This is a genomic window from Streptomyces sp. NPDC088923 (genome assembly GCF_044749745.1).
GTDB lineage: Bacteria > Actinomycetota > Actinomycetes > Streptomycetales > Streptomycetaceae > Streptomyces.
The window spans coordinates 454,876-481,451 of the sequence record NZ_JBIVIO010000001.1 but is presented as its reverse complement, the minus strand read 5'-3'; the positions used below and the strand labels follow the sequence as shown (position 1 = coordinate 481,451).

At 72.9% G+C, this 26,576-nt stretch carries 20 protein-coding genes and 1 CRISPR repeat array (1 of these 21 running past the window's edge); of the genes, 9 read left to right on the top strand and 11 right to left on the bottom strand.

What is annotated here, in order from left to right; genetic code table 11:
- Nucleotides 1–16: 16 nt before the first annotated feature.
- From ACIP4O_RS02345 to ACIP4O_RS02335, 3 genes are all read right to left on the bottom strand, one after another.
- Nucleotides 17–973, bottom strand: a complete 957-nt coding sequence (locus ACIP4O_RS02345) for a hypothetical protein (RefSeq protein ID WP_361330946.1) — start codon at nucleotides 971–973, stop codon at nucleotides 17–19.
- A 343-nt stretch (nucleotides 974–1,316) separates the two neighbouring features.
- A complete protein-coding gene (locus ACIP4O_RS02340) occupies nucleotides 1,317–2,924 on the bottom strand; it encodes an MFS transporter (RefSeq protein ID WP_401570516.1) in 1,608 nt (535 codons plus the stop codon).
- Nucleotides 2,925–3,422: 498 nt separating this feature from the next.
- Nucleotides 3,423–3,914 (bottom strand): MarR family transcriptional regulator, encoded by a 492-nt coding sequence (locus tag ACIP4O_RS02335; RefSeq protein WP_361330952.1) that lies wholly within the window; start codon nucleotides 3,912–3,914, stop codon nucleotides 3,423–3,425.
- A 998-nt stretch (nucleotides 3,915–4,912) separates the two neighbouring features.
- On the opposite strand from ACIP4O_RS02335, the gene ACIP4O_RS02330 reads away from it, so the two are divergent.
- The 9 genes from ACIP4O_RS02330 (at nucleotide 4,913) to ACIP4O_RS02290 (ending at nucleotide 16,458) form a co-directional block, all read left to right on the top strand.
- The gene (locus ACIP4O_RS02330) at nucleotides 4,913–6,718 is read left to right on the top strand and encodes an acyl-CoA dehydrogenase family protein (RefSeq protein WP_401570513.1); all 1,806 of its coding nucleotides are present in this window, start codon (nucleotides 4,913–4,915) and stop codon (nucleotides 6,716–6,718) included.
- 158 nt (nucleotides 6,719–6,876) lie between these two features.
- Nucleotides 6,877–7,188 carry an acyl carrier protein gene (locus tag ACIP4O_RS02325; RefSeq protein ID WP_401570511.1) on the top strand — a complete coding sequence of 104 codons (312 nt, stop codon included), beginning with the start codon at nucleotides 6,877–6,879 and terminating at the stop codon, nucleotides 7,186–7,188.
- Complete coding sequence (locus ACIP4O_RS02320; protein WP_401570507.1) at nucleotides 7,185–11,279, top strand: amino acid adenylation domain-containing protein; 4,095 nt, start codon at nucleotides 7,185–7,187, stop codon at nucleotides 11,277–11,279. Before ACIP4O_RS02325 ends, ACIP4O_RS02320 begins: the two co-directional genes overlap by 4 nt.
- Nucleotides 11,266–11,730, top strand: a complete 465-nt coding sequence (locus ACIP4O_RS02315) for an SRPBCC family protein (RefSeq protein ID WP_401570504.1) — start codon at nucleotides 11,266–11,268, stop codon at nucleotides 11,728–11,730. The genes ACIP4O_RS02320 and ACIP4O_RS02315 overlap by 14 nt, the downstream gene beginning before the upstream one ends.
- The gene (locus ACIP4O_RS02310) at nucleotides 11,727–13,094 is read left to right on the top strand and encodes a beta-ketoacyl-[acyl-carrier-protein] synthase family protein (protein ID WP_401570502.1); all 1,368 of its coding nucleotides are present in this window, start codon (nucleotides 11,727–11,729) and stop codon (nucleotides 13,092–13,094) included. The genes ACIP4O_RS02315 and ACIP4O_RS02310 overlap by 4 nt, the downstream gene beginning before the upstream one ends.
- A 150-nt stretch (nucleotides 13,095–13,244) precedes the next feature.
- Nucleotides 13,245–14,366 carry a sn-glycerol-3-phosphate ABC transporter ATP-binding protein UgpC gene (locus ACIP4O_RS02305; protein WP_361330970.1) on the top strand — a complete coding sequence of 374 codons (1,122 nt, stop codon included), beginning with the start codon at nucleotides 13,245–13,247 and terminating at the stop codon, nucleotides 14,364–14,366.
- A gap of 257 nt (nucleotides 14,367–14,623) precedes the next feature.
- Nucleotides 14,624–15,058, top strand: coding sequence for a hypothetical protein (locus tag ACIP4O_RS02300; RefSeq protein ID WP_401570499.1), 435 nt, complete (start codon nucleotides 14,624–14,626; stop codon nucleotides 15,056–15,058).
- A gap of 117 nt (nucleotides 15,059–15,175) precedes the next feature.
- Nucleotides 15,176–15,955 (top strand): NDP-sugar synthase, encoded by a 780-nt coding sequence (locus tag ACIP4O_RS02295; RefSeq protein WP_401570497.1) that lies wholly within the window; start codon nucleotides 15,176–15,178, stop codon nucleotides 15,953–15,955.
- Nucleotides 15,952–16,458: a GNAT family N-acetyltransferase gene (locus ACIP4O_RS02290; protein ID WP_401570494.1), complete on the top strand. Its 507-nt coding sequence runs from the start codon at nucleotides 15,952–15,954 to the stop codon at nucleotides 16,456–16,458. Before ACIP4O_RS02295 ends, ACIP4O_RS02290 begins: the two co-directional genes overlap by 4 nt.
- A gap of 139 nt (nucleotides 16,459–16,597) precedes the next feature.
- Here ACIP4O_RS02290 and ACIP4O_RS02285 read toward each other — a convergent pair whose 3' ends face one another.
- The 8 genes from ACIP4O_RS02285 to ACIP4O_RS02250 all read right to left on the bottom strand — a co-directional run bounded on the left by ACIP4O_RS02285 (nucleotide 16,598) and on the right by ACIP4O_RS02250 (nucleotide 26,129).
- On the bottom strand, nucleotides 16,598–18,262 hold the full coding sequence (locus ACIP4O_RS02285; RefSeq protein ID WP_401570491.1) for a DoxX family membrane protein: 1,665 nt from the start codon (nucleotides 18,260–18,262) through the stop codon (nucleotides 16,598–16,600).
- Nucleotides 18,263–18,369: 107 nt separating this feature from the next.
- On the bottom strand, nucleotides 18,370–18,630 hold the full coding sequence (locus ACIP4O_RS02280) for a hypothetical protein (RefSeq protein ID WP_401570489.1): 261 nt from the start codon (nucleotides 18,628–18,630) through the stop codon (nucleotides 18,370–18,372).
- A 459-nt stretch (nucleotides 18,631–19,089) separates the two neighbouring features.
- Nucleotides 19,090–21,375 (bottom strand): ABC transporter permease, encoded by a 2,286-nt coding sequence (locus ACIP4O_RS02275; RefSeq protein ID WP_401570486.1) that lies wholly within the window; start codon nucleotides 21,373–21,375, stop codon nucleotides 19,090–19,092.
- On the bottom strand, nucleotides 21,372–22,091 hold the full coding sequence (locus tag ACIP4O_RS02270) for an ABC transporter ATP-binding protein (RefSeq protein ID WP_164290511.1): 720 nt from the start codon (nucleotides 22,089–22,091) through the stop codon (nucleotides 21,372–21,374). Before ACIP4O_RS02270 ends, ACIP4O_RS02275 begins: the two co-directional genes overlap by 4 nt.
- Before the next feature lie 27 nt (nucleotides 22,092–22,118).
- The gene (locus tag ACIP4O_RS02265; RefSeq protein WP_203607448.1) at nucleotides 22,119–22,541 is read right to left on the bottom strand and encodes a hypothetical protein; all 423 of its coding nucleotides are present in this window, start codon (nucleotides 22,539–22,541) and stop codon (nucleotides 22,119–22,121) included.
- A gap of 470 nt (nucleotides 22,542–23,011) precedes the next feature.
- The gene (gene rlmB / locus ACIP4O_RS02260) at nucleotides 23,012–23,956 is read right to left on the bottom strand and encodes a 23S rRNA (guanosine(2251)-2'-O)-methyltransferase RlmB (protein ID WP_164290513.1); all 945 of its coding nucleotides are present in this window, start codon (nucleotides 23,954–23,956) and stop codon (nucleotides 23,012–23,014) included.
- A 129-nt stretch (nucleotides 23,957–24,085) separates the two neighbouring features.
- Nucleotides 24,086–25,489 carry a cysteine--tRNA ligase gene (gene cysS, locus ACIP4O_RS02255; protein WP_401570481.1) on the bottom strand — a complete coding sequence of 468 codons (1,404 nt, stop codon included), beginning with the start codon at nucleotides 25,487–25,489 and terminating at the stop codon, nucleotides 24,086–24,088.
- A gap of 127 nt (nucleotides 25,490–25,616) precedes the next feature.
- Nucleotides 25,617–26,129, bottom strand: coding sequence for an AAA family ATPase (locus ACIP4O_RS02250; protein WP_401570478.1), 513 nt, complete (start codon nucleotides 26,127–26,129; stop codon nucleotides 25,617–25,619).
- Between the two features lie 100 nt (nucleotides 26,130–26,229).
- Nucleotides 26,230–26,576: a CRISPR direct-repeat array (repeat unit 29 nt; unit sequence GGGGCCATCCCCGCACGCGCGGGGAGCAG); it runs 48 nt beyond the window's last position.

The following is a 26,576-nucleotide window of genomic DNA, read 5'->3' as shown; positions in this document are numbered from 1 at the left end:
GGGGGCTCGGTGCGGCTCAGACCGGGTACGGGTTCTCGGCGTGCAGCGCCTTCTCCACGACCTGCCGTACGTCGGTGTCGGAGAAGGTGGTGGGCAGCGGCAGGCCGAGGTCCTCGAAGAAGGCCCGCGCCTGGTCGTTGGTCGGGTCGTTGTCGAGTGCGCGCGCCCGGCCCAGCTCGATCTTGCGGGCCTGGTTGCGGCTCTGCTGGAGTTCGACGCTGTAGTAGCGGTGCAGCGGGTGGTTCTCGGTGACCAGGAGCCCGGGCCGCGCGCGGTCGTCCTGCGTGATGATGAGCCGGGACTGCGAGACGTCGAAGCGCAGGGTCGGCGCGGTGGACGACAAGTAGAGGTGCACGGTCATGCCGGGCAGGCGCTGGAGGTGCCAGCCCGCGGCGAGGACGGTCGCGTACGACTCCTTGCTCGTCCGCCCCTCGGTCCACGCCTCCGGGTCGTAGGAGCCCTCCGTGGTCGCGTACGAGCGGCGGAAACGGGCGTAGGCGCGGCAGGCGTCGGCGTCGGCGGGGTCGACGATGTCGATCGTGAAGGTGAGGTTGGAACGGTTGCCGCGGGCCCGTTCCACGCACTCCGGCAGCGTCACGGCGCGCAGATACGTGCCCGTACCGCCCTTGAAGGCCCAGAAGTCGCTGCGCTCGCGCGCCTTGCGCAGCTCGGCGCCGATCTCGCTGCCCGTGAGCGAGCGGACCATCTGCATGCCCTCGAAGGCGCGCTGGATGTCGTGGACGGCGTCGGCCAGGTTCTCGTCCCGGCGGCGCTGGCGCAGCGAACCGGCGGCGAGGGCACCGAGCACGAGGACCGTGGCCCCCGCCGTCGCGTCCTCGCCGAGCGAGTCGCCGAACAGGTCCATCACGCCGACGGTGACGGCGCCGAGCACCGCGAGCAGCAACTCGAAGTTCCGCGCGATCCAGTTGAGCAGCCGCTCCAGGCGCCCCTGTTCCCCCGTTCCGCCGGCCATGGTCCCCCCGTCGTCCCCCGTCCGCTCCGACCGGACCGATGGTAGGTGCGGGGTGGCGAGCCCACCAGAACGCCTTTTCAGCCGCGAGGGATCGCGAGAGCGGAACCACTACGGGACCGGGTTCGCCCACCTACGGGACCGGGTTCGCCCACCCACGCGACCGGGTTCGCCCGCCTACGCGACCGGGTTCGCCCGCCTACGGGCCCGGGTTCGCCCAGCCCGCACGCCCACCGCGCGAAGCCGACCACCCGCGCCCGCACGCCCACCGCGCGAGGCCGCGACCGCCGGAACGGCACCCCCAGGGGCACCCTCCCCGCGATCGCGGCCCGCGGTCCTGTGGAGGTCAGGCCCCGACGGCGACCCCGGCCTCGTCGTCAGGACGTACCCGCCCGTCCTCGTCGACGTCCGGCGGGACGGTCGAGAGGGCGGTCGCGTGCAGGTCCTTCGTCCGCAGCATGGTGAAGCCGATGACGGCGGCGATGATGCCGAGGATCGCGCTGAGCGTCATGGCGCCGTGGAAGGCGCTCATGAACGCGTCCTGTCCGGCCGCGAGGACCTTGTCCCGCAGCGGCCCGGCCGCGGCGGCCACCGATTCGATGCCTCCGGCGCTGATGCCGTGGGCCGCGCTCTCGGCCGTGTCCGCGCCGAGCTGGCGGCCGGCCGCCGAGGACGTGAACTCCTCGGAGACGGTGTGCTGGAAGTAGGCGCCGACGCCCGCGATGCCGACCGCGATGCCGACCTGCTGGAAGGTCTCGTTGATGCCGGACGCGACACCGGACTTGGCCGGTTCGGCGACGCCGATCGCGAGCGCGGCCCGGGCCGGGTTGAAGGCGCCCATCCCGAAGCCCGCGATGACGAGGGCCGGGATCAGGACCGTCCAGGAGGAGTCCGCCTCGGTCAGGTTGAGGAACAGGATGCCGATGCCCATGACGAGCGTGGAACCGCCGAGCAGCACCCGGAAGGGCACCTTGCCGATGAGGCCGCCGCCGAGCGCGCCGGCCACGAACATCGCCCCGGTCAGCGGCAGGAACCGCAGCCCCGTGCCCCAGGCGTCCACGCCGAGGACGTTCTCCAGGTAGCTCGTCTCGAAGAACACCGAGGGCAGCGCCCCCGCGTTGCCGATCATCGCGACGAGCGAGATGCCGACGAACGTACGGTTGCGGAAGAACGCCGGGTCGATCAACGCCTTCTCGCCCAGGCGGCGTTGGAGCGCCACGAAGATGCCGAGGAAGACCACGGCGAGCGCGTAGAGGCCGAGCGTCTCACCGCTCGTCCAGCCCTCCACGGGACCGCGGATCGTCGCGTACACGAGCGCGCCGAGGGCGATGCTGAACGTGACGAGCCCGGCCCAGTCGGTCGGGGGCGCCTTCGGGTTCCTGGACTCGCGGACCCACAGCGCGCCGATGACGAGCGCGATCACGCCGACCGGCACGTTGATGTAGAAGATCCAGCGCCACGACAGCGCGTTGATGAGCGAACCGCCGATGAGCGGTCCCGTCGCGACGGCCAGGCCGACCGCGCCGCCGAAGGCGGTGAAGGCGGTGGCGCGTTCCTTGCCGTGGAACTCGTGGCTGAGCATCGCGGGACCGACCGCGAACATCACCGCGGCACCGACCCCCTGCACGGCCCTGAACCAGCTCAACTCCGTGGCCCCACCGGCGAGTCCGCAGGCGAGCGAAGCGGCGGTGAAGACGGCGAAGCCGAGCTGGAAGAGCTTCTTGCGGCCGATGCGGTCGGCGAGCGAACCGGCCGCGACGAGGAAGATCGCGAGCGTGAGCGCGTAGGCGTCGAAGACCCACTGGAGATCGGCGAAGCTGCTGCCGAGGGATGTGTGGATCTGCGGGAGCGCGATCGAGACGACGCTCAGGTCGAGCATCAGCATGAACGAGCCCAGCGCGACGATCCCGAGAGTCCACCACCTCATGGGCGACGGAGCGCGTTCTGCGGACATGCGGGGACCTTCCCATTGGCGAGTCACGAGGTGGCGTTCACGGCCGGGGCCGGAGGGCCACCCCCACGAAGAGCGGAAATCCAGACAGCAGAAGTCTAGATAGCTGAGCGTCTAGATGATGGGAATCTAGACGATTGAATTGCCGGGCGTCAACGCTGTCGGCGCGTCAGGGCGGGCGCGGCGCTGCGGAGTCGGCCCCCGCGGCACGACCGCGGGCCGCCGCGCACGGCACGACCGCGGGCCGCCGCGCACGGCACGACCGCGGGCCGTCGCGCACGGCACGACCGCGGGCCGCCGCGCACGGCGAAGCGAAAGGCCCGCGACACCGGGAAGTCCGGTGCCACGGGCCTGGGTCACGGGGGGAGCGCCCCGCCGGTCGGAGGCGATCGCAGCGGGGAGGCGGCGGGAGCGAGGGAGGTCGGAGCGGGGGGCGGTCGGAGCGGGGCGGACCCCATCGGAGCGGGGCGGAGCCGACGCCTCGGCCGCAGTCGGAGGGAGCTAGTCGGAACAGACCGCCGCCGGCCAGCGTCCCGCCATCAGGATGCCGAGCGTCGTACGCAGCGCCGCCCGCTCGTCCGCCGAGAGACCGCCGAAGAAGGCCGACTCGACCTCCGTGGCCACCCGGTCCGCCGTGGCGAGGGCCTCGCGGCCGGACGCGGTGAGGAACAGCTTGTAGCGGCGCCGGTCGGCGGGGTTGCGGCGGCGCTCGACGTGCCCGTTGCGCTCCATCTCGTCGATCACCGTCACGACGGTCGTCGGATCGAGGTTGAGCAGCCGGCTCAGATCCTGCTGGGACAGCTCGGGCCCCCCGGCCAGAGCGGCGAGGACGAAGAAGTCGCGAATCCGCATCCCGACCGCGCCGAGCGCCTTCTCCACGTCCTCCACCAGCACGAGACCCGCCTTGTGCAGCAGGTACCCGGGGCGCTCGGCGATGGGGAAGTCCTTGCGGGGAGAGGCCCCGACCTGCTCCGTGCTGGCACCGCGCACCATGAGCCGACTCCTTCGATCGTCGCAATCTCCACCATCGAAGATACAACGTTCCGTCCGGACCCACCCCCTCCGGCCTGGCACGATCCCGCCCCCGCCCGGCTCCGCACACCCCAACCGCCCCCTCCCCCACGCGCGTTCCCCCGGCTTCTCCCGCTCCCCGCCCTTCCCCGCCCGTCCACCACAGAGCCCTCGGGAATTCCTCCGCCCGTCGCACGCCGCGCCGCCTCCCGGCCTCGCCCGGCAAAGGGAACACGCCGGAGGAGATGCTTCCGCATCACGCCAACCGGAACCCCTCGTTCTTCCGTGATAGCGAAGGTCAGCGACGCCGCGAACGCGTACGAAAGCCAGCCCGCGGAATGGCGCCAGGAATGGCTTCGGGGTCCCGGAGCACAGAGGCCCGGGATTCCGTCCTGCTACGCTCTCGAACCAGCTGACCGAGACCCCCTCTCCCACGGAAGGGGTCAGGGCAGCACACGGGGAAGATTTCACGCTTGATGACACGGGGGTTTCATGATGCGTTTCTCTTGGATGAGTTGTTGTCGTAGCACGCGCTGATCAGCAGGCGGTGATCCGCCGCATTCCCGTCCGTACGGCAATGACGCCGCGGACGCCGCGCGCATCGACCGCGTACCGCGCGTACGCCGCCGCCGTCCCACACCGCCGCCCGGGCCCGCACCAGCTGGGCCAGTGCGCCGCGAAATCCCGCTGAAACATGGGAAACGCGACGTCAACCCGGCTTGCCCGGCGGCCGCACCACCACCTGCCAGGGCACCTGCCGGTTCCCGGCGCGCCCGCTCCATGACCGTGTGAACGCCGCGACAACACTGCGGCAATAACGCGGCAACACCGCGTCAATAAACGCCGAGAGACTACGGAATCCGCACGCCTCATCGGCAGAATCCCTACCCGAACGCCTTCCTGAAGGCTTGTCGTCCAGCAGGCGCCAACAGCGCTCCCTGCTCTCTTCGGGCTGCCCGGAAAAGGAAAGGAAACGCTCAATGAAACACTCAAGCACGGAACTCGCGGAAGCGTTGGAGGAGTGGCTCGGCGACCCCGAGGAACAGACGAACTCCATATCTTTCACCGACGCCCTCGCACTCGACGAAAGGGACGAACTCCCCTCCGCCGGAATATATCGCTTACGTGCTTTCGGATTCAACGAGTACTTCGTTCCGGAACGCCTCGGCGGGAAGCTGCGGTCCGCCGAGGACATCCTCATGCTGACCCGGGTCATCGCCCGCAGGGACATGAACGTCGCCGTGAGCGAGAGCACGCAGGTCTGGATGATGCTCGCCTGGATCGGCGGCGACGCCGCGCAGCAGGAGAGGTTCGCCGCGACGATGCTGCGCGGCGGAGTCGTCCCGTGCCTCGCCTACTCCGAGCCCGGCCACGGCGCCGACCTCGCCGCCAACAGCTTCACCGCGGTCCCGGACGCCGGGCAGTACGTGCTCGACGGCGAGAAGTGGCCGATCAACCGGGGCAGGACCTCCACGCACGTGGTCCTCCTCGGCACGACCGGCGACGCGCACACCCCCGCCCAGCGCCGCCAGTCCATGTTCCTCGTCGACCGCGCCGAGCTGGCCCCCGGCGAGGTGGACGGCGTCCCCCGCGTCCCCACGTACGGCCTGCGCGGCTGCGACATCAGCGGCGTCGCCTTCACGGGCGCCCGCGTGGACGGCTCCGCGCGGCTCGGCGCCGAGGGCGAAGGGCTCGAACTCGCCCTGCGCGGCCTGCTGATCACCCGCACCTTCTGCACCGGTCTCTCGCTCGGCACGGGCGACACCATGCTGCGCGCCGTGGCCGGCTTCCTCTCGGGCCGCCGCCTGTACGACGGCGCCGCGGACGAGATCCCGTACGTCACCGAATCCCTCGCCAACGCCTACCTCAGTCTGCTCCTCGCCGAGTGCGAGAGCCTCGTCGCGATGCGCGGACTGCACCTGTACACCGAGCAGTTCAGCATCTGGGGGAATCTGGCGAAGGTGCAGGTGGCACGGCTCGTCGACACCAACAGCAAGGTGCTCGCCCGCACCCTCGGGGCCCGGTACTTCCTGCGCGCCGCCGAACACGTCGGCACCTTCCAGAAGATGCTCCGCGACAGCGCCGTCGTCTCGGTCTTCGACGGCAGCGAGCCGGTGTGCCTCGACAGCATCGCCCTGCAACTCCCCGCCCTCGCCAAGGCGTACGGACACGACGCCGACACCGACTGGGCCCCGCTCTACGACCTGCGGGCCGAGCTGCCGCCCTTCGCGCCCGAGCGCGTCGCCGTCTTCGGCCGCGGCCGTGACGCGGTCTTCGCGAGCCTGCCCGCGCTCCTCGGCCGCCTCGCCGCGCTCACCGCGGACGCCCACTGCGACGAGGACAGGCTCACCGCGCTGCGCGAGCGCGGCAGGCGCCTGCGCGGGGAGCTGGAGGACCTCCTCGCCCGGGTCCAGGAGGTACGGCGCGACCCCGCCGACCGGGCCAGGACCGCCGAGTCCAGCAAGACCACCTCACCGCGCCTGATCCGTATCGCCGAGGAACTCGGCTCCGTGCACGCCAAGGTGACGGCGCTCGGCGTCTGGCTCCACAACCGCGAGCACCTCGGCGCCTTCTTCGCCGAGGGCGAGTGGCTGCTCGCCGCGCTCGACCGCGCCCAGGCCCACCAGTACGAGGCGGGCACGCTCGCCCCCGGCACCGCCCGGCGCCTCTTCGCCCGTATGGACGCCCAGCGCACGGCGGGCGAGTTCTTCTCCCTGCGCCGTGTCCGCACCGCCGCACCCGGCGCCCAGGAGTCCCGTACCGCGGGCGAGTTGACCGCCGCGTGACGACGACCGACCCCCACCCGGCCCCGACCCGCCCCCGCCCGAGCACGACCGGCCCGCACCCGGCCGCGCCCCGCGCGAGCGCGCCCGACCCGGCCCGCACCGCCACGCCCCGCCCGTCCCTCCCCTCACCCGGCCCGCACGAAAGGCGGCACTCCCCGATGGACACCACCGGCACCACCACCCCTGCCCTGACCCTGGACGACGTACGGAAGGTCCTCACCGAGGCGGTCGCCGCCGAGGCGGGCGTCACGCCGGCCGAGCTGGAGACCGACCGGGCCTTCTCCGACTACGGGCTCGACTCCATGGCCGCGCTCTCCGTGGGCATGGAGATCGAGGACTCCTTCGGCCTCACCGACCCGCCGGTCGACCTGCTGTGGGACCACCCCACCGTCGACACCCTCTCCGTGGCCCTCTGGCAGCTGATCAGCACGGGAGCGGTCCCCGCGCCCGCCGCGGAGGACCGGCGATGACGACGCACCCCACCCTCACCGCACCCACGCCGCCGAGCCCCGCTGACGCCCCCGCCACCACCGACGCCACCACCACCGACGCCGCCTTCCCCACCGTCCCCGCCAACGCCCAGCAGGCCGGTCTCTGGTTCATCCACGAGAGCGACCCCGAGTGCTCCGCCTACCACCTCGCCCTCGCCGCCGAGGTCACCGCCGAACCCGCCCTCGGCGCCCGCGTCCTGGACATCCTCACGGACCTCCTCGCCGAGCACGAGGCCCTGCGCGCCGGGCTGCGGGCGGGACCCGAGGGACCCGAGCAGTTCGTCGCCGAGGGCCTCGCGCCGGTCGTCCACCACACGGACTGCCGCGACACGGACGCGGCCGCCCTGCGCACCCTCATCAGGGACGACAGCCGCGTCCCGTTCGACCTGTCCCGGCCGCCGCTGTGGCGCGTGCACCTGTACCGGACCGGCGAGAACACCTGGGTGTTCGCCGTGGTCATGCACCACATCGCCGCCGACTTCTGGTCGCTGGCCCTGCTCCTGACCGAGGTGCGCGCGCGCCTCGACGGCACGCCGAGCCCCTTCACGCTCGACGGCGGGGCCTTCGCCACGTACGCCGCGCGCCAGCGCGAGTCCCTGGCGGGCCCCCGCGCGCGAGCCCTGCTCCAGGACGAGGCGAAGCGGCTCGCCGACCCCCCGGCCGGACTCGACCTGTACGGCGACCTGCCGCGTCCGCCCGTCCCCTCGTACGACGGCGGCTCCGTCCCCTTCGCGCTCTCGCCCGACGCGACGCAGGCGGTGCGGCGGCTCGCGCGCGAGACGTCGACGACCCCGTACACCGTCCTGCTCTCCGCGTACTTCGTCTTCCTGAGCAGGCTCAGCGGGCAGTCGGACATCCTGGTCGGCACGCCGACCTCGGGACGGCTCCAGCGCAGCATGCGGGACGCGCTCGGCAACTTCGTCAACACCGTCGTCGTCCGGGGCGAGGTGGACGAGGCGGCGAGCTTCCGCGCGCTGCTCGCCTCCTCCCGTACCCGCGTCGCCGAGGCCATGCGCGCCCAGGAGCTGCCCTTCCCGTGGCTCGTACGGGAGTTGGCGCCGCCCCGCGACACCAGCAGGACGCCGCTCTTCCAGGCGGGCTTCGCCTGGGACCGGCTGCCGTTCCTGGACGACATGGACGCCTTCTTCCTGCTCGCACCCGGCCAGGACGCGCGCCTGTCCGTCGCGGGCGCGACCCTGCGGCCCTACCCGCTGCCGCAGCAGGAGGGCCAGACCGACCTGTGGGTCGAGATGGGCGCGGAGCGCGAGGGCGCCTTCGCGGGCGTCCTGCGCTACAGCACCGACATCTTCACGGCGGGCACGGCGGAGGAACTCGCCGCCACCTTCGTCTCGACGGCGCACACGCTGCTCGCCGCCCCGGACGAGGAACTGGGCGCCCTCCCGCGCGGCGACGACAGGCAGCGGGCCGCGCTCGCCACCTGGGGAACGGGCCCGGAGCCCGCGCGACCGGCCCAGGGACTGCCGGAACTCTTCCGCGCCCAGGCGGCACGCACCCCCGACGCGATCGCGCTCGTCGCCCACAGCCCCGCGGAAGCGGGGGACGCGGCCGGTACGCAGGAGTGGAGCTACGCCCGGCTGCTCGCGGAGACCGAGCGGACGGCGGCGGCGCTGCGCGCGGCGGGTGTCGGCAGGGGCGACCGGGTCGCCGTGCTCCTCGACCGCGGCGCGCCGCTGCTGGCCGCGCTCCTCGGCGTCCTGGAGGCGGGTGCCGCGTACGTACCCCTCGACCCGAAGCTGCCCGCCGAGCGCCTCGCGTACATGGCCGGGGACGCGCAGGCCCGGCTGCTCCTGAGCAGCGGCGCCCTGCGCGAGCACTGGCTCCCCGAGCTCGACGTACTGGACCTGGACCGCGGGACACCGGCCCCCACCGGGCCCGCGCGGACGGCCACGCCCCGCGAGCCCGGCGATCTCGCGTACATCCTCTACACCTCCGGCTCGACGGGACGACCCAAGGGCGTCGCGATCCCGCACAGCGCGCTGACCAACCTCCTGCTGGCGATGCGCGAGGAGACCGGCTTCGGGGACTTCGACAGCCTCCTCGCGGTCACGACGATCTCCTTCGACATCGCGGGTCTTGAGCTGTACCTGCCGCTCGTCTCCGGCGGCCGGGTGCTGCTCTGCGACAGCGCCACGGCCGCCGACGGCGCGGCCCTCGCGGTACGGGTACGCGAGTCCGGCGCCACCTGGATGCAGGCGACGCCCACCTCCTGGCGCATGCTGCGCGAGGCCGGCTGGGACGGGGAGCCGGGACTCAACGTCCTGTGCGGCGGCGAGGAACTCCCGCTGGAACTGGCGGAGTTCCTCTCCACGCGGGTGGCGAGCCTGCGCAATGTGTACGGGCCGACCGAGACGACCGTGTGGTCCACGGCCGGGACCGTCCTGCCCGCCGAGGGCATCGACATCGGCGCTCCGCTCGCGCACACGCGGCTGTACGTGCTCGACGCGCGGGGCCGTGCCGTGGAGCCGGGCTTCCCCGGTGAGCTGTGGATCGGCGGCGCGGGACTCGCCACCGGCTACTGGGACCGCGCGGAGCTCACCGCCGAGCGCTTCGTCACCGGACTCCCCGCCGCCCCCGGGGAACGGCTGTACCGCACGGGCGACCGCGCGCGCTGGACGGCCCAGGGCCGGCTGCGGCACCACGGGCGGCTGGACAACCAGGTCAAACTGCGCGGCTACCGGGTCGAGTTGTCCGAGGTCGAGACCGTGCTCGAAGCGGTCGAAGGGGTGCTCACGGCGGTCGCCGCGATCCACGAGGACCGGCTCGTGGCCTACGTACTGGCCGAACCGGGCGCACCGGCGCCGACGCAGGCCGCGATACGCGCGGCGGCGGCGCTCTCGCTGCCGCCGTACATGGTGCCCGGCATCGTGATGGTCCTCGACGAACTGCCGCTGACCGCCAACAAGAAGGTGGACCGGGCCCGGCTGCCGCGGCCCGTCGCCTCCTCGGACGCCGGTTTCGAGAAGCCGCGCGACGCCACCGAGATCACCCTCGCGCGCATGTGGACGGAGATCCTCGGCCTCGACAGGATCGGCGTGCACGACCACTTCTTCGACGTCGGCGGCCACTCGCTGCTCGCCGTGCGGCTCAGCGCGGCGATCCGGGCCGAGTGGGACATCGACCTCCCGATCTCCGTGCTCCTCGGCAGCCAGGGCACCGTGGCGGAGCTGGCATCGCTCGTGCGCTCCGGCGGCCAGGACACGGCGAGCGGCCCCCTCGTGACCCTGCGGGAAGCCGCTCCCCGGGAAGGGGCGACCGAGCAGGGACCGCTCTTCCTCTTCCACCCCTTCGGCGGCACCGTCTTCTGCTACGTCGAGCTGACCCGCCACCTCCCCGAGGGCCGCGCGGTGCTCGCCGTCGAGGCGCCGGGCATCCAGCAGGAGGGCGAGGCCGAGATCAGCGTCGAGGCCATGGCCTCGCGCTACATCGAGCTGCTGCGCGAGGTCCGCCCGCACGGCCCGTACGCGCTCGGCGGCTGGTGCTTCGGCGGCGTCATCGCCTACGAGGTGGCCCGGCAGCTGCGCGAACTCGGCGAGGAGACCGAGTTCCTGGTCGGCATCGACAGCCGGGCGCCGATCGAGGAGAACATCCCCGACTCGGCCGACGACGCGACGCTCCTGTCCTGGTTCGCGCGGGACCTCGCGGTCCCCGCGGGCAAGACGCTCGACATCCCCGCGGAGCGCCTGCGGGAGCTGGGCGGGGACGCCGCCTTCGACCACATCCTCGAAGAGGCCGCCGCGCTCGGGGTGCTCGCCCAGGACGCGGACCGCGCGCAGATCCTGCGGTACTTCGAGGCCTACCTCGCCAACGGCATCGCGCTCCAGACCTACCTCCCCGAGCCCGCCCCGCTCGACTACCTGCTGCTGCGCGCGGCGCAGGAGGAGGCCGACTACGGGCCGCGGCTGGGCTGGGAAGCCCTCATCAAGGGGGAGTTGCGCGTCATCGACGTCCCCGGCGACCACAACTCGGTGATGTACCCGCCGCACGCGCGCGTCGCGGCCCACGCCATCGCCCCCCTCGTGAAAGGAACGACCGAGCATGGCCAGGACTGAACAGATCAACGCCGCATACACCTTCCGGCTCCCGGTGACGCCCGAGGAGGCGTTCGCGCGGGTCTCGCAGCCGCTCCAGGACCCGGTGTGGCAGTCGGCCTGCGTCGACGTGACCCTCCTCAACGGGGAGCCGCGCCCCGGCGGCCAGTACGCGATCACCTTCGAGATGGTCGGCAAGCGGATGGACTTCACCGTCGAGATCGACGAGTTCGTGCCCGGCACCCGCTCGGCCTTCCACACGCTGAGCGGCCCGTTCGGCTACGTCGGCACGTACACGTACACCGCCCGGGAGGACGGGGGCACCACCGTCGACTGGACCTTCGACGTGGACCCGGGGGACTACTTCGGGATCATGCCGAAGTCGCTCCTGCGCAAGGTGCTCGTCAATGGCGTCAAGAAGGACGCCGCCCGGCTCGCCGAGCAGTTGCGGAAGGGAGCGGTGGCGTCGTGAACGACTCGGGTACGGACACGGGGCGCGGCGCGCCCGCCCCGGCGCACAGGGTCGTCGTCACCGGCCTCGGCGCGACCACCGCGCTCGGCGGGAACGTCGCCGAGACCTGGGAGGGCCTGCTGCGCGGCGAGAGCGGCCTCGTCCTGCTGGACGGGGAGGAGTGGACGAAGGAGGCGCCGCCTGTGCTCGGCGCCCGCGCGAAGGTGGAGCCCGGTCTCGCCCTCGGGCACCAGGAGCGGCGCAGGCTCAGCCGCTCCGCGCGCTTCGCGGTGGAGGCGGCGGCAGAGGCGTGGGCGGACGCGGGCCTGGACGACGGGCGGGTGCCCGGCCACCGTCTCGGCGTCGTCGTCTCGGCGGCGCTCGGCGACATGAACTCGATCATCGACGGCTGGGAGACGCTCAAGGCGCGCGGCTGGCGCCGGGTGCCGCCCATGACGGTCCCGATGTCGATGGGCAACGGCCCGGCGGCGGCCGTCGCGCTCCTCGTGCACGCCCGCCTCGGGGTGCACGCGACCGTGAACGCCTGCTCCTCGGGGACGCAGGCGCTCGTCACCGCGGCCGGGCTGATCCGGCGGGGCGAGGCGGACGTCGTCGTGGCGGGCGGCGCCGAGGCGCCCCTGCACCCGATGGTGCTCGCCTCGTTCGGGGCCATGCGGGCGCTCTCGCAGCGCTTCGACGACCCGGCCTCGGCCTGCCGCCCCTACGACGCGGACCGCGACGGGATGGTGCTCGGCGAGGGCGCGGGCATCGTCGTCCTGGAATCGGAGCGGCACGCGCGCGAGCGCGGCGCGCGGATCTACGCCGAACTGGCCGGCGTCGGGGTCTCCTCGGACGCGTACCACATGGTGCAGCCCGAGCCCGGGGGCACGGGCAGCGCGGCGGCCCTGCGCGCCTCGCTCGCGGACGCCGGGGCGAGCCCCGCGGAGGTCGGGCACGTCAACGTCAACGGCACGGCGACGCTCCCGGGCGACGCGGCGGAGGCCCGCGCGCTGGCGGACGTCTTCGGCGAGGTCCGGGGCGAGGGGGGCGAGTACGGGGTGCGGGGCCCGGCGATCACCGCGAACAAGTCGATGACCGGGCACGGGCTCGGCGCCGCGGGGGCCATCGAGTCGATCAGCACCGTCCTGGCCCTGCACCACGGGCTGATCCCGCCGACCCGCAACTTCGTCCGCCCCGACGAGGGCGTCACGCTCGACCTCGTGCACGGCGCCCCCCGCAAGACCGGGCCCGAGCGGCTCTACGCGGTGAAGAACTCGGCCGGTTTCGGCGGCCACAACGTGGCGCTGACCTTCCGGAGCGTGAGCACGCACCCGGAGCCCGGTGGGCGGCGCGGCGGCGAGACACCGGGTGAGGGAGGCAGGTGAGGCAACGGATGAACATCACATGACCGGGACTACTGACAATCCGCACACGCCGGGGTACCGTCACCCGCAGTTCACCCGTGTGGACTACACCACTTCTTCTCTCTTTACTCGGATCGTCCGGCACGTTCCTGCCGGTGAAGGGGGCCCGCAATGGCCACTGTGACGTTCGACAAGGCAACCCGCATCTACCCCGGCGGTACGAAGCCCGCTGTCGACCAGCTCGACATCGCCATCGAGGACGGCGAGTTCCTCGTCCTCGTCGGCCCCTCCGGCTGTGGCAAGTCCACCTCGCTGCGCATGCTCGCGGGCCTGGAGGACGTCAACGGCGGCGCCATCCGCATCGGCGACCGCGACGTGACCCACCTGCCCCCGAAGGACCGGGACATCGCGATGGTGTTCCAGAACTACGCGCTGTACCCGCACATGACCGTCGCCGACAACATGGGCTTCGCGCTCAAGATCGCCGGCGTCAACAAGGCGGACATCCGCAAGAAGGTCGAGGAGGCCGCGAAGATCCTCGACCTGAGCGAGTACCTCGACCGCAAGCCGAAGGCGCTCTCCGGTGGTCAGCGCCAGCGTGTCGCGATGGGCCGCGCGATCGTCCGCGAGCCGCAGGTCTTCCTCATGGACGAGCCGCTGTCGAACCTCGACGCCAAGCTCCGTGTCTCGACCCGTACGCAGATCGCCTCGCTCCAGCGCCGCCTGGGCATCACGACCGTGTACGTCACGCACGACCAGGTCGAGGCCATGACGATGGGCGACCGCGTCGCGGTCCTCAAGGACGGTCTGCTCCAGCAGGTCGACTCGCCGCGCAACATGTACGACAAGCCCGCGAACCTCTTCGTCGCCGGCTTCATCGGCTCCCCGGCGATGAACCTCATCGAGGTCCCGATCACCGACGGCGGCGTGAAGTTCGGCAACTCGGTCGTCCCGGTCAACCGCGAGGCGCTCAAGGCCGCCACCGACAAGGGCGACAAGACCGTCACCGTCGGCGTCCGCCCCGAGCACTTCGACGTGCAGACCGAGGGCTCCGGCGCGGGTCTGTCGAAGGACGCCCCGGCGGGCCTGCCCGTCACCGTCAACGTCGTCGAGGAGACGGGCGCCGACGCGTTCATCTTCGGCACGGTCGAGATCGGTGGCGAGACGAAGGACCTGGTCATCCGCGGCAACTCCCGCGCGGTCCCGGCCAAGGGCGAGGTCCTCCACGTCGTCCCGCGCGCCGGCGAGGGCCACGTCTTCGCGACCTCGACGGGCGAGCGCCTGAGCGACTGACGCCGGCCGCCTTCACTCGTACGGGTGCATTACCGGCCTGTACGGGCCACGGAGGCAACCACGCGCCAACGGGCCCCGTCCTTCCCCGCAGTGGGGAGGGCGGGGCCCTCGCCGTACCCGCACCTGCCGAAAGCGCCCCGGAGTACCCCCTCCCCGACCTGCGAAGTCAACTTCCATACCCACGAAACCCCGAATTACCTCACTCGATAGAGTGACTAAATGTCGCTATATCAGTACGGAGCGCTACGCTTCCCCGCGTGAATTACACCGCCCGCCGCATCGGCCGAACGCTCGCCCTCGTCCTGCCCGTCGTCCTGGTGCTCTCCGGGACGCTCGCCGTGACGCACGTCAGCTGGACGACCCAGGGGACGAGCGACTCCACGCTCACCGCCTCCGCCTCCGACGCCTCCGCGCCCGCGAGCGCGGACGCGAAGAACAAGCGCCGCGCCCCCGAGGAGGTGCTGCGCGCCAAGCTCCTCTCCGAACTCCGGGAGAAGGACCCGGGCATCGCCCTCACCCACCTCCAGCAGGCCGTCCGCGAACGCCCCTCGCTCGCCGAGCACTGCGTCTCGCTCGCACGCTCCCTCGGCGAGGCCGCGGTCCGCGCCTACGGCCCCAACCGCGCCCAGTCCTTCGCCCGCCCGGTCTGCGACACGGCGTACGCGACGGGCGTGGCGTCGATGCAGGGCTGAGCGGAGCGCCGGGAGGGCGGTACGACGGGGCCGGGCACGGCGGTACGGGCCGGGCGCGGCCCCCGCGCGGGACGGCCGCCCCCTCCCGCGCGGCCCCCTCCCCCGTACAGTGCCGCCATGAGCGAATCGCACGCGCGCCCGACCACGGACGAGGGCCCCGCCCCCGCCTGGCCGGCCGGGGCGCCCCGACAGGCCGTGATCCTCGCCGGGGGCCAGGGCTCCCGGCTGCGCCCGTACACCGACGACCGGCCCAAGCCGATGGTCGAGATCCCGGGCACGGGCGTGCCGATCATCGGCCATCAGCTGGACTGGCTCGCGCGCGAGGGCGTGACGGACGTCGTCATCTCCTGCGGCCACCTCGCCGACGTGCTCATCGCCTGGCTCCGGCAGACCGAACTCCCCCTGCGCGTCGAGACGGTGATCGAGCCGGAGCCGCTCGGCCGGGGCGGCGGCCTCAAGTTCGCCGCCGCGCACCTGCCGCACCCGGGCGAGCCCTGGTACGCGACGAACGGCGACATCTGGACCCGCTTCGGCCTGCGCGCGATGGCCGCCTTCCACGCCGAACGCGCCGCCGTGGCCACCCTCGCGCTGGCGCGCCCGCGCCTGCCCTGGGGCGTCGTCGAGACGGACACCTTCGGCCACATCAGCGACTTCATCGAGGCCCCGCCGTCCCCGTACTCGGTCAACGCGGGCGTCTACGTCCTCTCCCCCGCCTTCACGGCCCTGCTCCCCGAGCGCGGCGACCACGAGCGCACCGCCTTCCCCCGCCTCGCCCGCGAACGCCGCCTCGCCGGCTACCCGATCCCGCAGGGCGCCTACTGGCGCGCGATCGACACGGCGAAGGACCTGAAGGAGGCGGCGAGGGAACTCGCGGAGGAACGGGGCTACGAGGCATGACGATCCGGGCCGCGAGCCCCGCCGACCTCCCCCGGCTCCAGGAGATCGAACGGGCGGCGGGCGAACCCTTCCGCGCCCTCGGCATGCCCGAGATAGCCGACGACGCCCCGCCCCCGCTCGCGACCCTGGAACACCACCGACGCGCGGGCCTGGCCTGGGTGTGCACGCTCCCCGACGACACCCCGGTGGCCTACCTGATCGCGGACAGGATCGACGGAAGTCTCCACATCGAACAGGTCTCGGTCCACCCGTCCCACGCCCACCAGGGCCTGGGCCGTCTCCTGATCGACCACGTGGCGCACCACGCCCGCAGGGAAGACACCCCGGCCCTCACCCTGACGACCTTCACCGAGGTCCCCTGGAACGCCCCCTACTACACCCGCCTCGGCTTCACCCCGATCCCCGAACCCCACCTCACCCCCGCCCTCCGCGAGATCCGCGCACGGGAAGCGGCGGCGGGCCTGGACAGGTGGCCACGGGTGGCGATGCGGCGGGGGGTGTGAGCGCCCGTACGAGACGCCCCCGGCTCCCCCACGCGAGAGGGGCCCACCCCGACCGGGTGGGCCCCTCTTCCGTACCGCGACAGCGAGCGCCGTCGTCAGGTCTCGTCGAGCGGGCCGGTACGTGCGGACCGGCCCGCCGCTAGCCGAAGAGGCCGCCGAGTCCCTGACCACCCCCGCTCCCGTCGTCGCCGCCCCCGCCCTCGCCCGAACCACCGCTCTGCGGGGCCGAGTCGGCCGGGGACGAGCCCTGAGCGCCGCCGCCGGAGCCCGAGGCCGGGCCGCCACCCCCCGTGGACGAGGGGGCCTGCTGCCGCGGTGCCTGCTGCTGGGCGGGCGGCGCCTGCGGGGTGTCGCCCGGCGTCGTACCGGCGCCGCCCTGCGCGGGCGTCTGCGGCGACGTACCGCTCTGCTCACCGTCCGTGGACCGCGCGGGCGCCGAGGTGGGGGCGCTCGGCGCCACCGAAGTCTCCGCGGCGGGCGAGGAGGGCTTCGCCGAGGGCGAGTTGCTCGGCTTACGCTTCTCGGCGTCGCGCGGGAACGGCGAGCCGGGCAGCTCGTTGCGCGGCTGCTCACCGGGGCCGGGGGCCGTGATGCGGTCGGCGTCCCGTACCGCCGCACCGAGCATGGCCCCGACGAGGAGCGTGCACCCGATGACGACGAAGGCGAGCACCGAGCCGCGCCGCAGCACCCGCCCGCGCAGCGCCGCGAGCGTGGCGCGCGGCCCGAGCGCGCGCCATGCGCCCGAGGCGAGCCGCGCGTCGACCGAGTAGACGGGCGCGCCCGCGATGACGAGCGGGCTCCAGGCGGCGAGGTAGATGAAGTCCGGCGCGTCGTACGCCGGTACGGTCCGCCAGGTCACCGTCACGAGCAGCGCCGCCGAGAGCGCGACACCGGTCGCCGCCGCGAGCCGCTGCCACAGCCCGAGCACGGTGAGCACCCCGGCGATGACCTGGAGGAACGCGATCGAGAGCCCCGCGCCGACGGGGTGCGAGAGCGCGAAGTCGCGCAGCGGCTCGGCGAGCGCCCAAGGGTGCAGCGACGTCAGCCACTTGACCATCGAGCCGCGCTCGCCACCGTCGAAGTACACGGGGTCGCAGAGCTTCCCCATGCCCGCGTAGACCGAGATCAGCCCGAGGAAGACGCGCAACGGCAGGAGCACGACGCCGAGGTTGAGACGCCGGCCGGGGTAGTACCCGTGCCGCGCGTTGTCCTTGCGGTTGCCCGTACGGTTCCTGTCGTCGACGAGCGGAAGCTCCCCCGTCGGCACACCCCCGTACCGCGGCGCCCCCTCCTCCTCGAACGCGCTCCCCGAGCCGCGCATCCGGGGCAGCAACGGCGCCCCGGGCCCGCCCGCGGCGGCGAGCGCCCGCGTCTCGGCGAGCCCGTGCGCGCCGAAGGCCCGCGTCTCGTCCGCTCCGTAGGCGGGGATCGCCTGCGTCAGCTCACCGGTCTCCCCGGAGCCGCGCGGCGCCTCGCCGTGCCTGATCCCGGTCGTCCGCACGGCTTCGAGCAGCCCCGTCGCCGCGGTGTCCCCGGGCCCGGAACTGCCGTTCCACACGACGGGCTTGCGCCGCGCACCCCCCGTACCCACGACGGGCTCGCGCCGCGGCACAGCGGCCCGCGCGGCGGCCACCCGCGAGGAGGCCCGGGCGGTGGAGGGAAGCTGCACACGGAAACTCGCGTGATTGACGATGACCTGCGCCGGATCACTGGCCACCTTGACCATGGCCAGCAAGGGGGGTTCGTCGAATCCCGTCGAGGTTCCCCCGGTGGGATTGCGGGGTGTTCTTGTGTCCACACTCATCTAACCGAGTGACGCCCCCTTTGGACACTGCCTTGACACGCACGATCTGTCCGGACCCCGTCAAGGCGTCGGACGAGGAGGGGAACACCGGGACGGCTGGTCGGCGGTCAGTACGCAAGCGACCCCACGAGCTCGCCGGCCTCCGCACGCCAGGCGCGGACCTGGCTTTCCGTGGGCCCGATCTCGTACGGGTGGTAGTGGCAGCCGAGGCACAGGTGCGAGCAGACGGCGCGGGCGCGGGCGGCGAGGAGCGGGCTCGTGCAGCTGGGCAGGCAGAGCGGCCGCGCCCGCATGGTGACGCCCGCGAGACCCGGCACCGCCGCCTCCAGAGCCTCCTCGATCGCCGGCTCGAGGGCCGCGCGGAGCACGAACGAGGCACCACGGTGGCGACTGGCCGCCGTCACCCTCGTACCGGGGTCACGTGGGTCGCGTACGTCGTCGGGCAGGCGCAAGGCCAACCCGCCCGGCAGCGGGGCGACTTCCAAGCTGACCGCCGCTGCCGCAGGAGGACTTTCTTCCAGACCGGGCGGCCCGCGACCAGGACCCGGCGTGGCCGCGGGCTCGGCTCGCCGACGTGCGCCCCGCGCTGAGCCTCGGCGGCGAGGCGCTCCTCGTCGGTGCCCGCGTCGCCCTGCGCGGACGCGCCTCGACCCGCGCGGAGACCGACACGGACAGCGCCCCCGTCCCGCGCAACGCCCTCTTCGGCTTCCACGGCCCCGCCCTCCCTCGCACGGACCGTACCCGCGCCGTCGTCGGCGCCACCGCGTCCTCAACGCCACGGTCGCCCGGCTCCCGCGGGTCACCGCGCGGATCGCCCCTCGCGCGACTCAGTCCTTGCGCAGCGCCTCGGGGTCCAGGTGGCGGCGGGCCATGGGGAGGCAGGCGAGGCCGGCGACCACGACGACGGCCAGCGTGCTGACCAGGAGGAGGGGCACTCCCGCCGTGTCCCAGAAGATCGCGCCGCCGCCGGTGACGAGGTAGCTGGACTCGGCGAGTTTCCCGGTGATGACGGCGGCGACGAGGCCGAGTGCGAGGGGCAGGACGACTTGGGCGCTCTGCGCCGCCCGCAGGGTGCCGGGACGGATGCCGAGGAGGGTGAGGGCGGCGGTTCTCGTACGGCGGCTCATCGCGTGGTCGGCGGTCGAGACGAGGAAGGCGGCGACGCCGATGCCGAGCCCCAGCACCATGCCCGTGGCGAGCAGGCCCTTGATCACGGCGAGCTGGTTCAGGGAGTCGATGACGATGCCGACCGGGGTGATCTCCGTGGTCGGGGCGATGGCCGCGAGGCCGTCGAGCACAGCGCGGACCGTGTCCTGGTCGGTGGCGCTGCTCAACAGCAGGTCGGTGCCTGCCGGGTGGGTACCGGCCGGGAGGGCGGACGGGGGGACCACGACGAGGGCGTCGACAACGGCGGACGGCTGGGCCACGCTGACGGTGATCGTGCGCCGTGGAATGGTGAGCTGCTTCTCGCCCGCTGGGCCGCCCGCCTCGTCCCGGAGCCGCAGAGTGTGCCGTGTACCGGCGAGTTCCGTGGGCTCCCGGGGGACGACGGGATCGTGGATCGCGAGGATTTCGCCGTCCACGCACCCTTTCATGCTGCCGGGGATGACGAAGGCTTCGAGCTGCGCGCAGGTGCCGACGAACACGCCACCCGGCGAATCGGTGAGGTCTCCGGCCAGGGCCTGTTCGTTGACGCCGGGCACACTTTTCGCCTGCCGCAGCTGAGCGGCCGACAGCCGTTCGTACGGGACGCTGTACTCCTGGTTCGGGGCATCCCGGCGGCTCACCTGGTCCATCTCGATGAGCACGCCTTGCGTGAGCGAGGCGGCGTACACGAGGAGGACCAGGCCGCTCACGACGCGCAGTGCCGTGCCGGGGTGGGCCTCGTGGTGGCGCATGGCGAGGGTGAGGGAGACGCGCTGGGTGCGTTCCGCGACGCGGCGGGCGGTCCACGCCGTCGCGGGTGGCAGCGCCAGGATCAGGCCGGCACCGGTCAGCAGTGCCCCGGCCGGTACGAGGAACGAGGTGGTCGTGCTCGGCCCGGGGACCTTGTCGACGAGCCCGAGGACGCAGTACGCGGTGACGATGCCCAGGCCGGGCAGCACGAGCAGCGCCGAGAGCCAGGCGCGGGGCCGCCGCTCGCGCTCGCGCCGGCGCACCGACAGCGGACGCAACGCGGCTTCGCGCGCGTGCCGCCGCCCGGCGACGTAGGCGAGGACGGGGCAGCCGAGCAGGCAGGCCACGAGCGTCGAGGTACTGGGCAGCCCGTCCGCCGGGTACCAGGCGAGACCGACCCAGCCCGTCTCCGCCACCACCGCGTTGCCCACGAGATACAGACCGAGGCCCATCACGGCGCCGAGCGAGGCGGCGCACACCGTCTCCACCGCACTCACGCGCACGGTGTCGCGCGCGCTCAGCCCCAGCAGCCGCAGCGCGGCGAGCCGCCGGGAACGCGACTCGGCGGACAGCCGTACGCACACCGAGAGGTAGACGAACAGGGGAAGCAGGACCAGGCAGCACAAGGTGAAGCGCAGGATGTCGAGCGTCTGCCCGTCGAGCGTGGGATACGGAGCGGACGTGCCGCCGTACCGCAGGACCTTGTCGCTGCTGGTGTGAGCGAGTTGTTGCGGAGTGCGGCCGACGTAGGCGTACAGCTCGTCGGGGCCCATGAGACCCGCCTGGCCGATCGACCCCGTGATCCGTCCGGGGAGGCCGCCCTTGAGCCCTGGCGCCTCCGCCAGCAAGGAGCGCAGCGCGGGCGACACGAGCACTTCACCGGGGCCCGGCAGACGCTTCACTCCCGGCGGGGTCGGCCCCCCGCCCGTCCCGGGGCGCGCGACGAAGACGCGGGTGACGGGGCGGCTGCCGAAGGGATCACTCAGCTCCATGGTCAAGGGCAGCCCGTCGCTGTGCTCGGCCTCGGTCCCCCGTGCGGTGACGAAGTCCCGAAGCGCGCCGCGTGCGTCGTGGGCGGCGACGATCGTCGGGATGCAGAGCACGGCGGCGAGGCACGCCACGCCGATCGCGCAGCCGAAGGCCATGAGGAGGAAACGGACCCGGGCGGCGCGGTCGCCACGTACCGCGAGCACGAGCCCCAGCCTGAGCGTCTTCACGGAGTGCCCTCTCCCGGATCGGCGGGGGCCGCGGGGGCCGGTACGGCGGAAAGGTCGCGGAGGTGACCGTCGTGCATGTGGCAGCGCCGGTCGGCGAGGGCGGCGACGCCTTCGTCGTGCGTCACGAGCAGCACCGCCGTACCGGCGTCCCTGGCCAGCGAGAGGAACTCGTCGAGCACGGCCGTCGCGTTGGCCGAGTCGAGCGCGCCGGTCGGCTCGTCGGCGAAGACGACCGCCGGGCGGTGCACCAAGGCCCGGGCCACCGCGACGCGTTGGGCCTGACCCCCGGAGAGTTGCGCGACGCGCCGCCCGCGCAGCGCGTCGAGACCGAGCCGCCCGAGAACGGTGGCCGCCGCCGCGTGTGCCGCGCCCTTGCGCTGCCCCGCGAGCCGCAGGGGCAGCGCGGCATTCTCCTCGACGGTGAGCTCGGGCAGCAGCTCACCGTGCTGGAAGACGTAGCCGAAGCGTTCGCGACGCAGGGCCGACAACTCCTCGTCGCCCAGCGCCGCGTAGTCCCGCTCACCGAAGCGGATCGTGCCCGCCGCGGCGGGCACGATCCCCGCCAGGCAGTGGAGCAACGAGGACTTCCCGCTCCCACTGCTCCCCGTCACCGCCACGACCTCACCCGCGGCGAGCCCGAGCGTCGCCCCGCGCACAGCACGCTGCTCGCCATACGCGACATCGACGCCCTCGGCCCGAAGTACCCAGCCAGACATAGCGATTCGCCTCTCCGGTTCGATCCACTAATCCTGGTTGGGACCCTTGTAGTACTTGGTGGGGCTGCAGTTGTCCGGGCGGAGGGACCCCCGGTCGCGGCACACACGAATCCACGCCTTACGCACGTACAACGCCGCCCCGTCGTACACCACCTTGTTCATCTGTACGACTTTGCCCTGTTTTCCGTTGAACCGGCGCCAGTCGTAGCCCTCGACCTTGGACAGGATGTACACGTTGTTCCCGTCACCCTTCACCAAGTCCTTCAGGCCACCCTTGAAGCCGAAGCCACCGTGATTGGTGAACTTCGGATAGAAGGTGTACTGCCCCTTCACGAACTGGGCCCCAGTGGTCCGCATCTCGCCGAGCGAATGCCACGAAGCGGCAACCGCACTACCCGCCCCCACCGCGAAGAGAGTTGTGGCGGCGACCGCCACCAATGACCTGCGCATGAGCTCCCCGTCCGTTCCGCCAGCCACTTGCGACCCAATGTGACACAGAGAACACGGAAAGTAACAACGCCCGAGATAGGGCTCACCCAGATAGGTGAATACCCGAGGGCGCCTCGAAACACGCGCCCGGCCAACTCGCCCGCAGGACAGGCGCGATGGCCCCCAGAGGGGTTCTGATGAGGTGCCGCGCAGGAGAACGCGGAGGCCGCCCGCCGCCCTCACGGAGAGACCCGGCGGGCCCGCCCGGCCCCGCCCGGACGCCTTGCCGCCCGGACGCCTTGCCGCCCGGACACCTTCCCGCCCGGACACCTTCCCGCCCGCGGGCCGCCGCGCCCGTTCCCGTACCACCGTCGCCGGGGTGCCACCGTCGCCGGGGCACCGCCGGCCACCGCGCCGAAACGGCGCCCCGGCGGAGCCGTACCGCCTCCGTCAGCGCCGGCGTCGCCCCCGTACCGCCACCCGCGGGGCGTTTACCTCCGCGCCCGCCGCGAAGCCGCCTCGTACATCACGATGCCCGCCGCGACGCCCGCGTTGAGCGATTCCGCGCCGCCCGGCATCGGGATGGAGACGCGGTAGTCGCAGGTCTCGCCGACGAGGCGGGAGAGGCCTTTGCCCTCCGAGCCGATGACGATCACGACGGGGCCGTCCAGCGCGGCGAGTTCGCCTACCGTGTGCTCGCCGTCCGCCGCGAGGCCGACGACCGTGATCCCGGCCTTCTTGTACGCCTCCAGGGCGCGCGTCAGGTTGGTGACGCGCGCGACCGGCGTACGCGCCGCCGTGCCCGCCGAGGACTTCCACGCGCCGGCCGTCATGCCGGCCGCGCGGCGCTCGGGGACGACGACGCCGTGGCCGCCGAAGGCCGAGACCGAGCGGACGATCGCGCCGAGGTTGCGCGGGTCGGTCACGCCGTCGAGCGCGACGATCAGCGGGTCGTCGCCCTCGTCGTAGGCGGCCGCGGGGAGGTCCTCGGGGTGCGCGTACTCGTACGGCGGGACCTGGAGCACGAGCCCCTGGTGGTTGAGGCCGTTCGTCATCCGGTCCAGCTCGGGGCGCGGGGCCTCCATGAGGTGGATGCCGCCGCGGTCGGCCGCGAGCTTGAGAGCGTCGCGCACGCGCTCGTCGTTGTCGATGAACTGCTGCACGTAGAGCGCGGTGGCCGGGACGCCGTCGCGCAGCGCCTCGAAGACCGGGTTGCGGCCCACGACCAGCTCGCTGCTCGACTTGCCGCCCCGCTTCGCCGCCGTACGGCGCTGCGTCTGCTTCGCCTTCGCGTTGGCGAGGCGGTTCTTCACGTGCCCCTTGCGCGCCTCGGCGGGCGGCGTCGGGCCCTTGCCTTCGAGGCCGCGCCGGCGCTTGCCGCCGCTGCCGATCTGCGCGCCCTTCTTGCCGGACATGCGTCGGTTGTTCGCGGCCATCGTTCTACCTGTTTCTGCTGGGTGCTGCGGGGGTCCCCGGTCGGTGCGCGCCCATGGGTGTACGAGGGACGCACCGACCAGGGTACGTAAGGTGCCGGGCCCGCCCCGAATCGCGGGCCCGGCAGGGGGTCAGCGGGGGCCGAGCGTCCAGCGCGGTCCCTGCGGACTGTCCTCGATCGCGAGCCCGGACTGGGCGAGCTGGTCGCGGATCGCGTCCGCGGCCGGCCAGTCCTTGCGGGCACGCGCGTCCTCGCGCTGCCGGAGGACAAGTCGTACGAGTGTGTCGACGACGCCGTGCAGGTCCTCGGCCTGTTCGCCGCCCGCCGTGGCCCACTGCGGGCTCCGCGGGTCGAGGCCGAGGACGCCGAGCATGGCCCGTACCTCCGCGAGCCGGGCGACCGCCGCCTCCTTGTCGTCGGCCGCGAGCGCGCTGTTGCCCTGCCGGACCGTCGTGTGGAGCACGGCGACGGCCTGCGGCACGCCGAGGTCGTCGTCCATCGCCTCGGCGAAGGCGGGCGGCACCTCAGCGGCGGGGGCGACCTCGCCCCCGGCCAGCTCGGTGACGCGCTGCACGAAGCCCTCGATGCGCCCGAAGGCGGACTCGGCCTCGGCAAGGGCCTCCTCGCTGTACTCGATCATGGAGCGGTAGTGCGGGGTCGCGAGGTAATAACGCAGGACGATCGGCCGCCAGCGCTGCACCATCTCGCTGACGAGGACGGAGTTCCCGAGGGACTTCGCCATCTTCTCGCCGCTCATGGTGACCCACGCGTTGTGGACCCAGTACTGGGCGAACTCGTCGCCGTACGCCTTGGACTGGGCGATCTCGTTCTCGTGGTGCGGGAAGATCAGGTCGAGCCCGCCGCCGTGCACGTCGAAGGCGGCGCCGAGGTACTTGTGCGCCATGGCCGAGCACTCCAGGTGCCAGCCGGGACGGCCGCGACCCCAGGGGGTCGCCCAGCTCGGCTCGCCGGGCTTCGCGGCCTTCCACATGGCGAAGTCGCGCGCGTCCCGCTTGCCGGTCTCGCCCTCGCCGGAGGGCTGGAGCAGGTTGTCCAACTCCTGGTGGGACAGCTCCAGATAGCCGGGGAACGAGCGCACGTCGAAGTAGACGTTGCCGCCCGACTCGTACGCGTGCCCGCGCGCGATGAGCGTGCGCATCATCTCGATCATCTCGGTGATGTGCCCGGTCGCGCGCGGCTCGTACGTGGGCGGCAGGCAGCCGAGCGCGTCGTACGCGGCGTTGAACGCGCGCTCGTTCTCGTACCCGATCGCCCACCAGGGGCGACCCTGCTCGGCGGACTTGTTGATGATCTTGTCGTCGATATCGGTCACGTTCCGCACGAAGGTGACCTCATAGCCGCGGTAGGCGAACCACCGCCGCATGAGGTCGAAATCCAGCCCGGACCGGATGTGCCCGATGTGCGGAGCGCCCTGCACGGTCGCACCACAGAGGTAGATCGAGACGCAGCCCGGCACGAGCGGGGAGAAGTCACGGATCTGCCGGGCGCGGGTGTCGTACAGCCGAATAGTCACGGGGTCCAGGGTAGTCGGCGCGGGGCGGTGCTGGGGCGCGGGCGGCGGGGGGGCCTTGGGCGCGGGCCGAGGGGAGGCGGGCGGGCTGCCGGTGGGGTACGGGTTCGGCTCGGGCTCGGTACGGGACTCAGGCGCGCCTTTCGAGGACGGCGTCGGCGGTCTCTTCGGGAGTGAGGCCCGTGGAGTCGAGTACACGCGCCTCGTACGGGCCGAGGTCGGCGAAGCCCTCGTAGATCTCGCCGAGCACGCGGCGGTCGGTGAGCGGGTGCGCGGCGCGGGAGGCTCCCCGGTCGAGCACGGTCTCCCGTACGGGCCGCAGCACGACGTACACGAGCCCGACCCCCGCCTCCCGGGCCGCCTCCTCGTACGCCCCGAGAAACCACGGCCCGATGACCCCGTCGACAACCACGTGATACCCCCCGACGGCATACCCGGCGGCGGCCCGCGCGATGACCCCGGTGACCACCCGATTCTGCGGCGCCGCCTCCGGCAGATACGGCGCGAGGACCCCCTGCTTGATCGCCGCGTAGAAGTCATCGGTATGCAGATGCACGCTGGGCGCGGGGCCACGGGCGGCCACGATGCGGGCGACGGTGGTCTTGCCGGCGCCGGAGGGGCCGCTGAGGAGGGTGATCGGCATGGGGGGAGGTTAGCGGGGGGCGGGACGTGATGTGTGGGGGTGGGGGCGACACGTGGGCGGGGAGCAGGCCCGCGCTGAACACCCGGCTTCCCTCTCTTCCGGGTCCATCCCCGCTCGCGCGGGGAGCAGGCGTGCGCGGCGAACCGCAGGATCGGCATCGGGGGGCCATCCCCGCACGCGCGGGGAGCAGCTGTTTGCCGACGAGCTGTTCTACCTCTGCAAGGGGCCATCCCCGCACGCGCGGGGAGCAGCCCGGTGAGCTGGGGCAGATCGCCGGATACCAGGGGCCATCCCCGCACGCGCGGGGAGCAGGACCGTCCGCAGGACTTCCCGCTCCCCTCGCGGGGGCCATCCCCGCACGCGCGGGGAGCAGTTCGACGCCAACCTCGGCCTCAACAGCGGGGTGGGGCCATCCCCGCTCGCGCGGGGAGCAGTCACCTGTTCCTG

Coding starts and splice junctions, on each gene's coding strand:
- ACIP4O_RS02345 (WP_361330946.1), bottom strand. CDS start 973: ATGGCCGGCGGAACGGGGGAACAGGGGCGCCTGGAGCGGCTGCTCAAC.
- ACIP4O_RS02340 (WP_401570516.1), bottom strand. CDS start 2,924: ATGTCCGCAGAACGCGCTCCGTCGCCCATGAGGTGGTGGACTCTCGGG.
- ACIP4O_RS02335 (WP_361330952.1), bottom strand. CDS start 3,914: ATGGTGCGCGGTGCCAGCACGGAGCAGGTCGGGGCCTCTCCCCGCAAG.
- ACIP4O_RS02330 (WP_401570513.1), top strand. CDS start 4,913: ATGAAACACTCAAGCACGGAACTCGCGGAAGCGTTGGAGGAGTGGCTC.
- ACIP4O_RS02325 (WP_401570511.1), top strand. CDS start 6,877: ATGGACACCACCGGCACCACCACCCCTGCCCTGACCCTGGACGACGTA.
- ACIP4O_RS02320 (WP_401570507.1), top strand. CDS start 7,185: ATGACGACGCACCCCACCCTCACCGCACCCACGCCGCCGAGCCCCGCT.
- ACIP4O_RS02315 (WP_401570504.1), top strand. CDS start 11,266: ATGGCCAGGACTGAACAGATCAACGCCGCATACACCTTCCGGCTCCCG.
- ACIP4O_RS02305 (WP_361330970.1), top strand. CDS start 13,245: ATGGCCACTGTGACGTTCGACAAGGCAACCCGCATCTACCCCGGCGGT.
- ACIP4O_RS02295 (WP_401570497.1), top strand. CDS start 15,176: ATGAGCGAATCGCACGCGCGCCCGACCACGGACGAGGGCCCCGCCCCC.
- ACIP4O_RS02290 (WP_401570494.1), top strand. CDS start 15,952: ATGACGATCCGGGCCGCGAGCCCCGCCGACCTCCCCCGGCTCCAGGAG.
- ACIP4O_RS02285 (WP_401570491.1), bottom strand. CDS start 18,262: ATGAGTGTGGACACAAGAACACCCCGCAATCCCACCGGGGGAACCTCG.
- ACIP4O_RS02270 (WP_164290511.1), bottom strand. CDS start 22,091: ATGTCTGGCTGGGTACTTCGGGCCGAGGGCGTCGATGTCGCGTATGGC.
- ACIP4O_RS02265 (WP_203607448.1), bottom strand. CDS start 22,541: ATGCGCAGGTCATTGGTGGCGGTCGCCGCCACAACTCTCTTCGCGGTG.
- rlmB (WP_164290513.1), bottom strand. CDS start 23,956: ATGGCCGCGAACAACCGACGCATGTCCGGCAAGAAGGGCGCGCAGATC.
- ACIP4O_RS02250 (WP_401570478.1), bottom strand. CDS start 26,129: ATGCCGATCACCCTCCTCAGCGGCCCCTCCGGCGCCGGCAAGACCACC.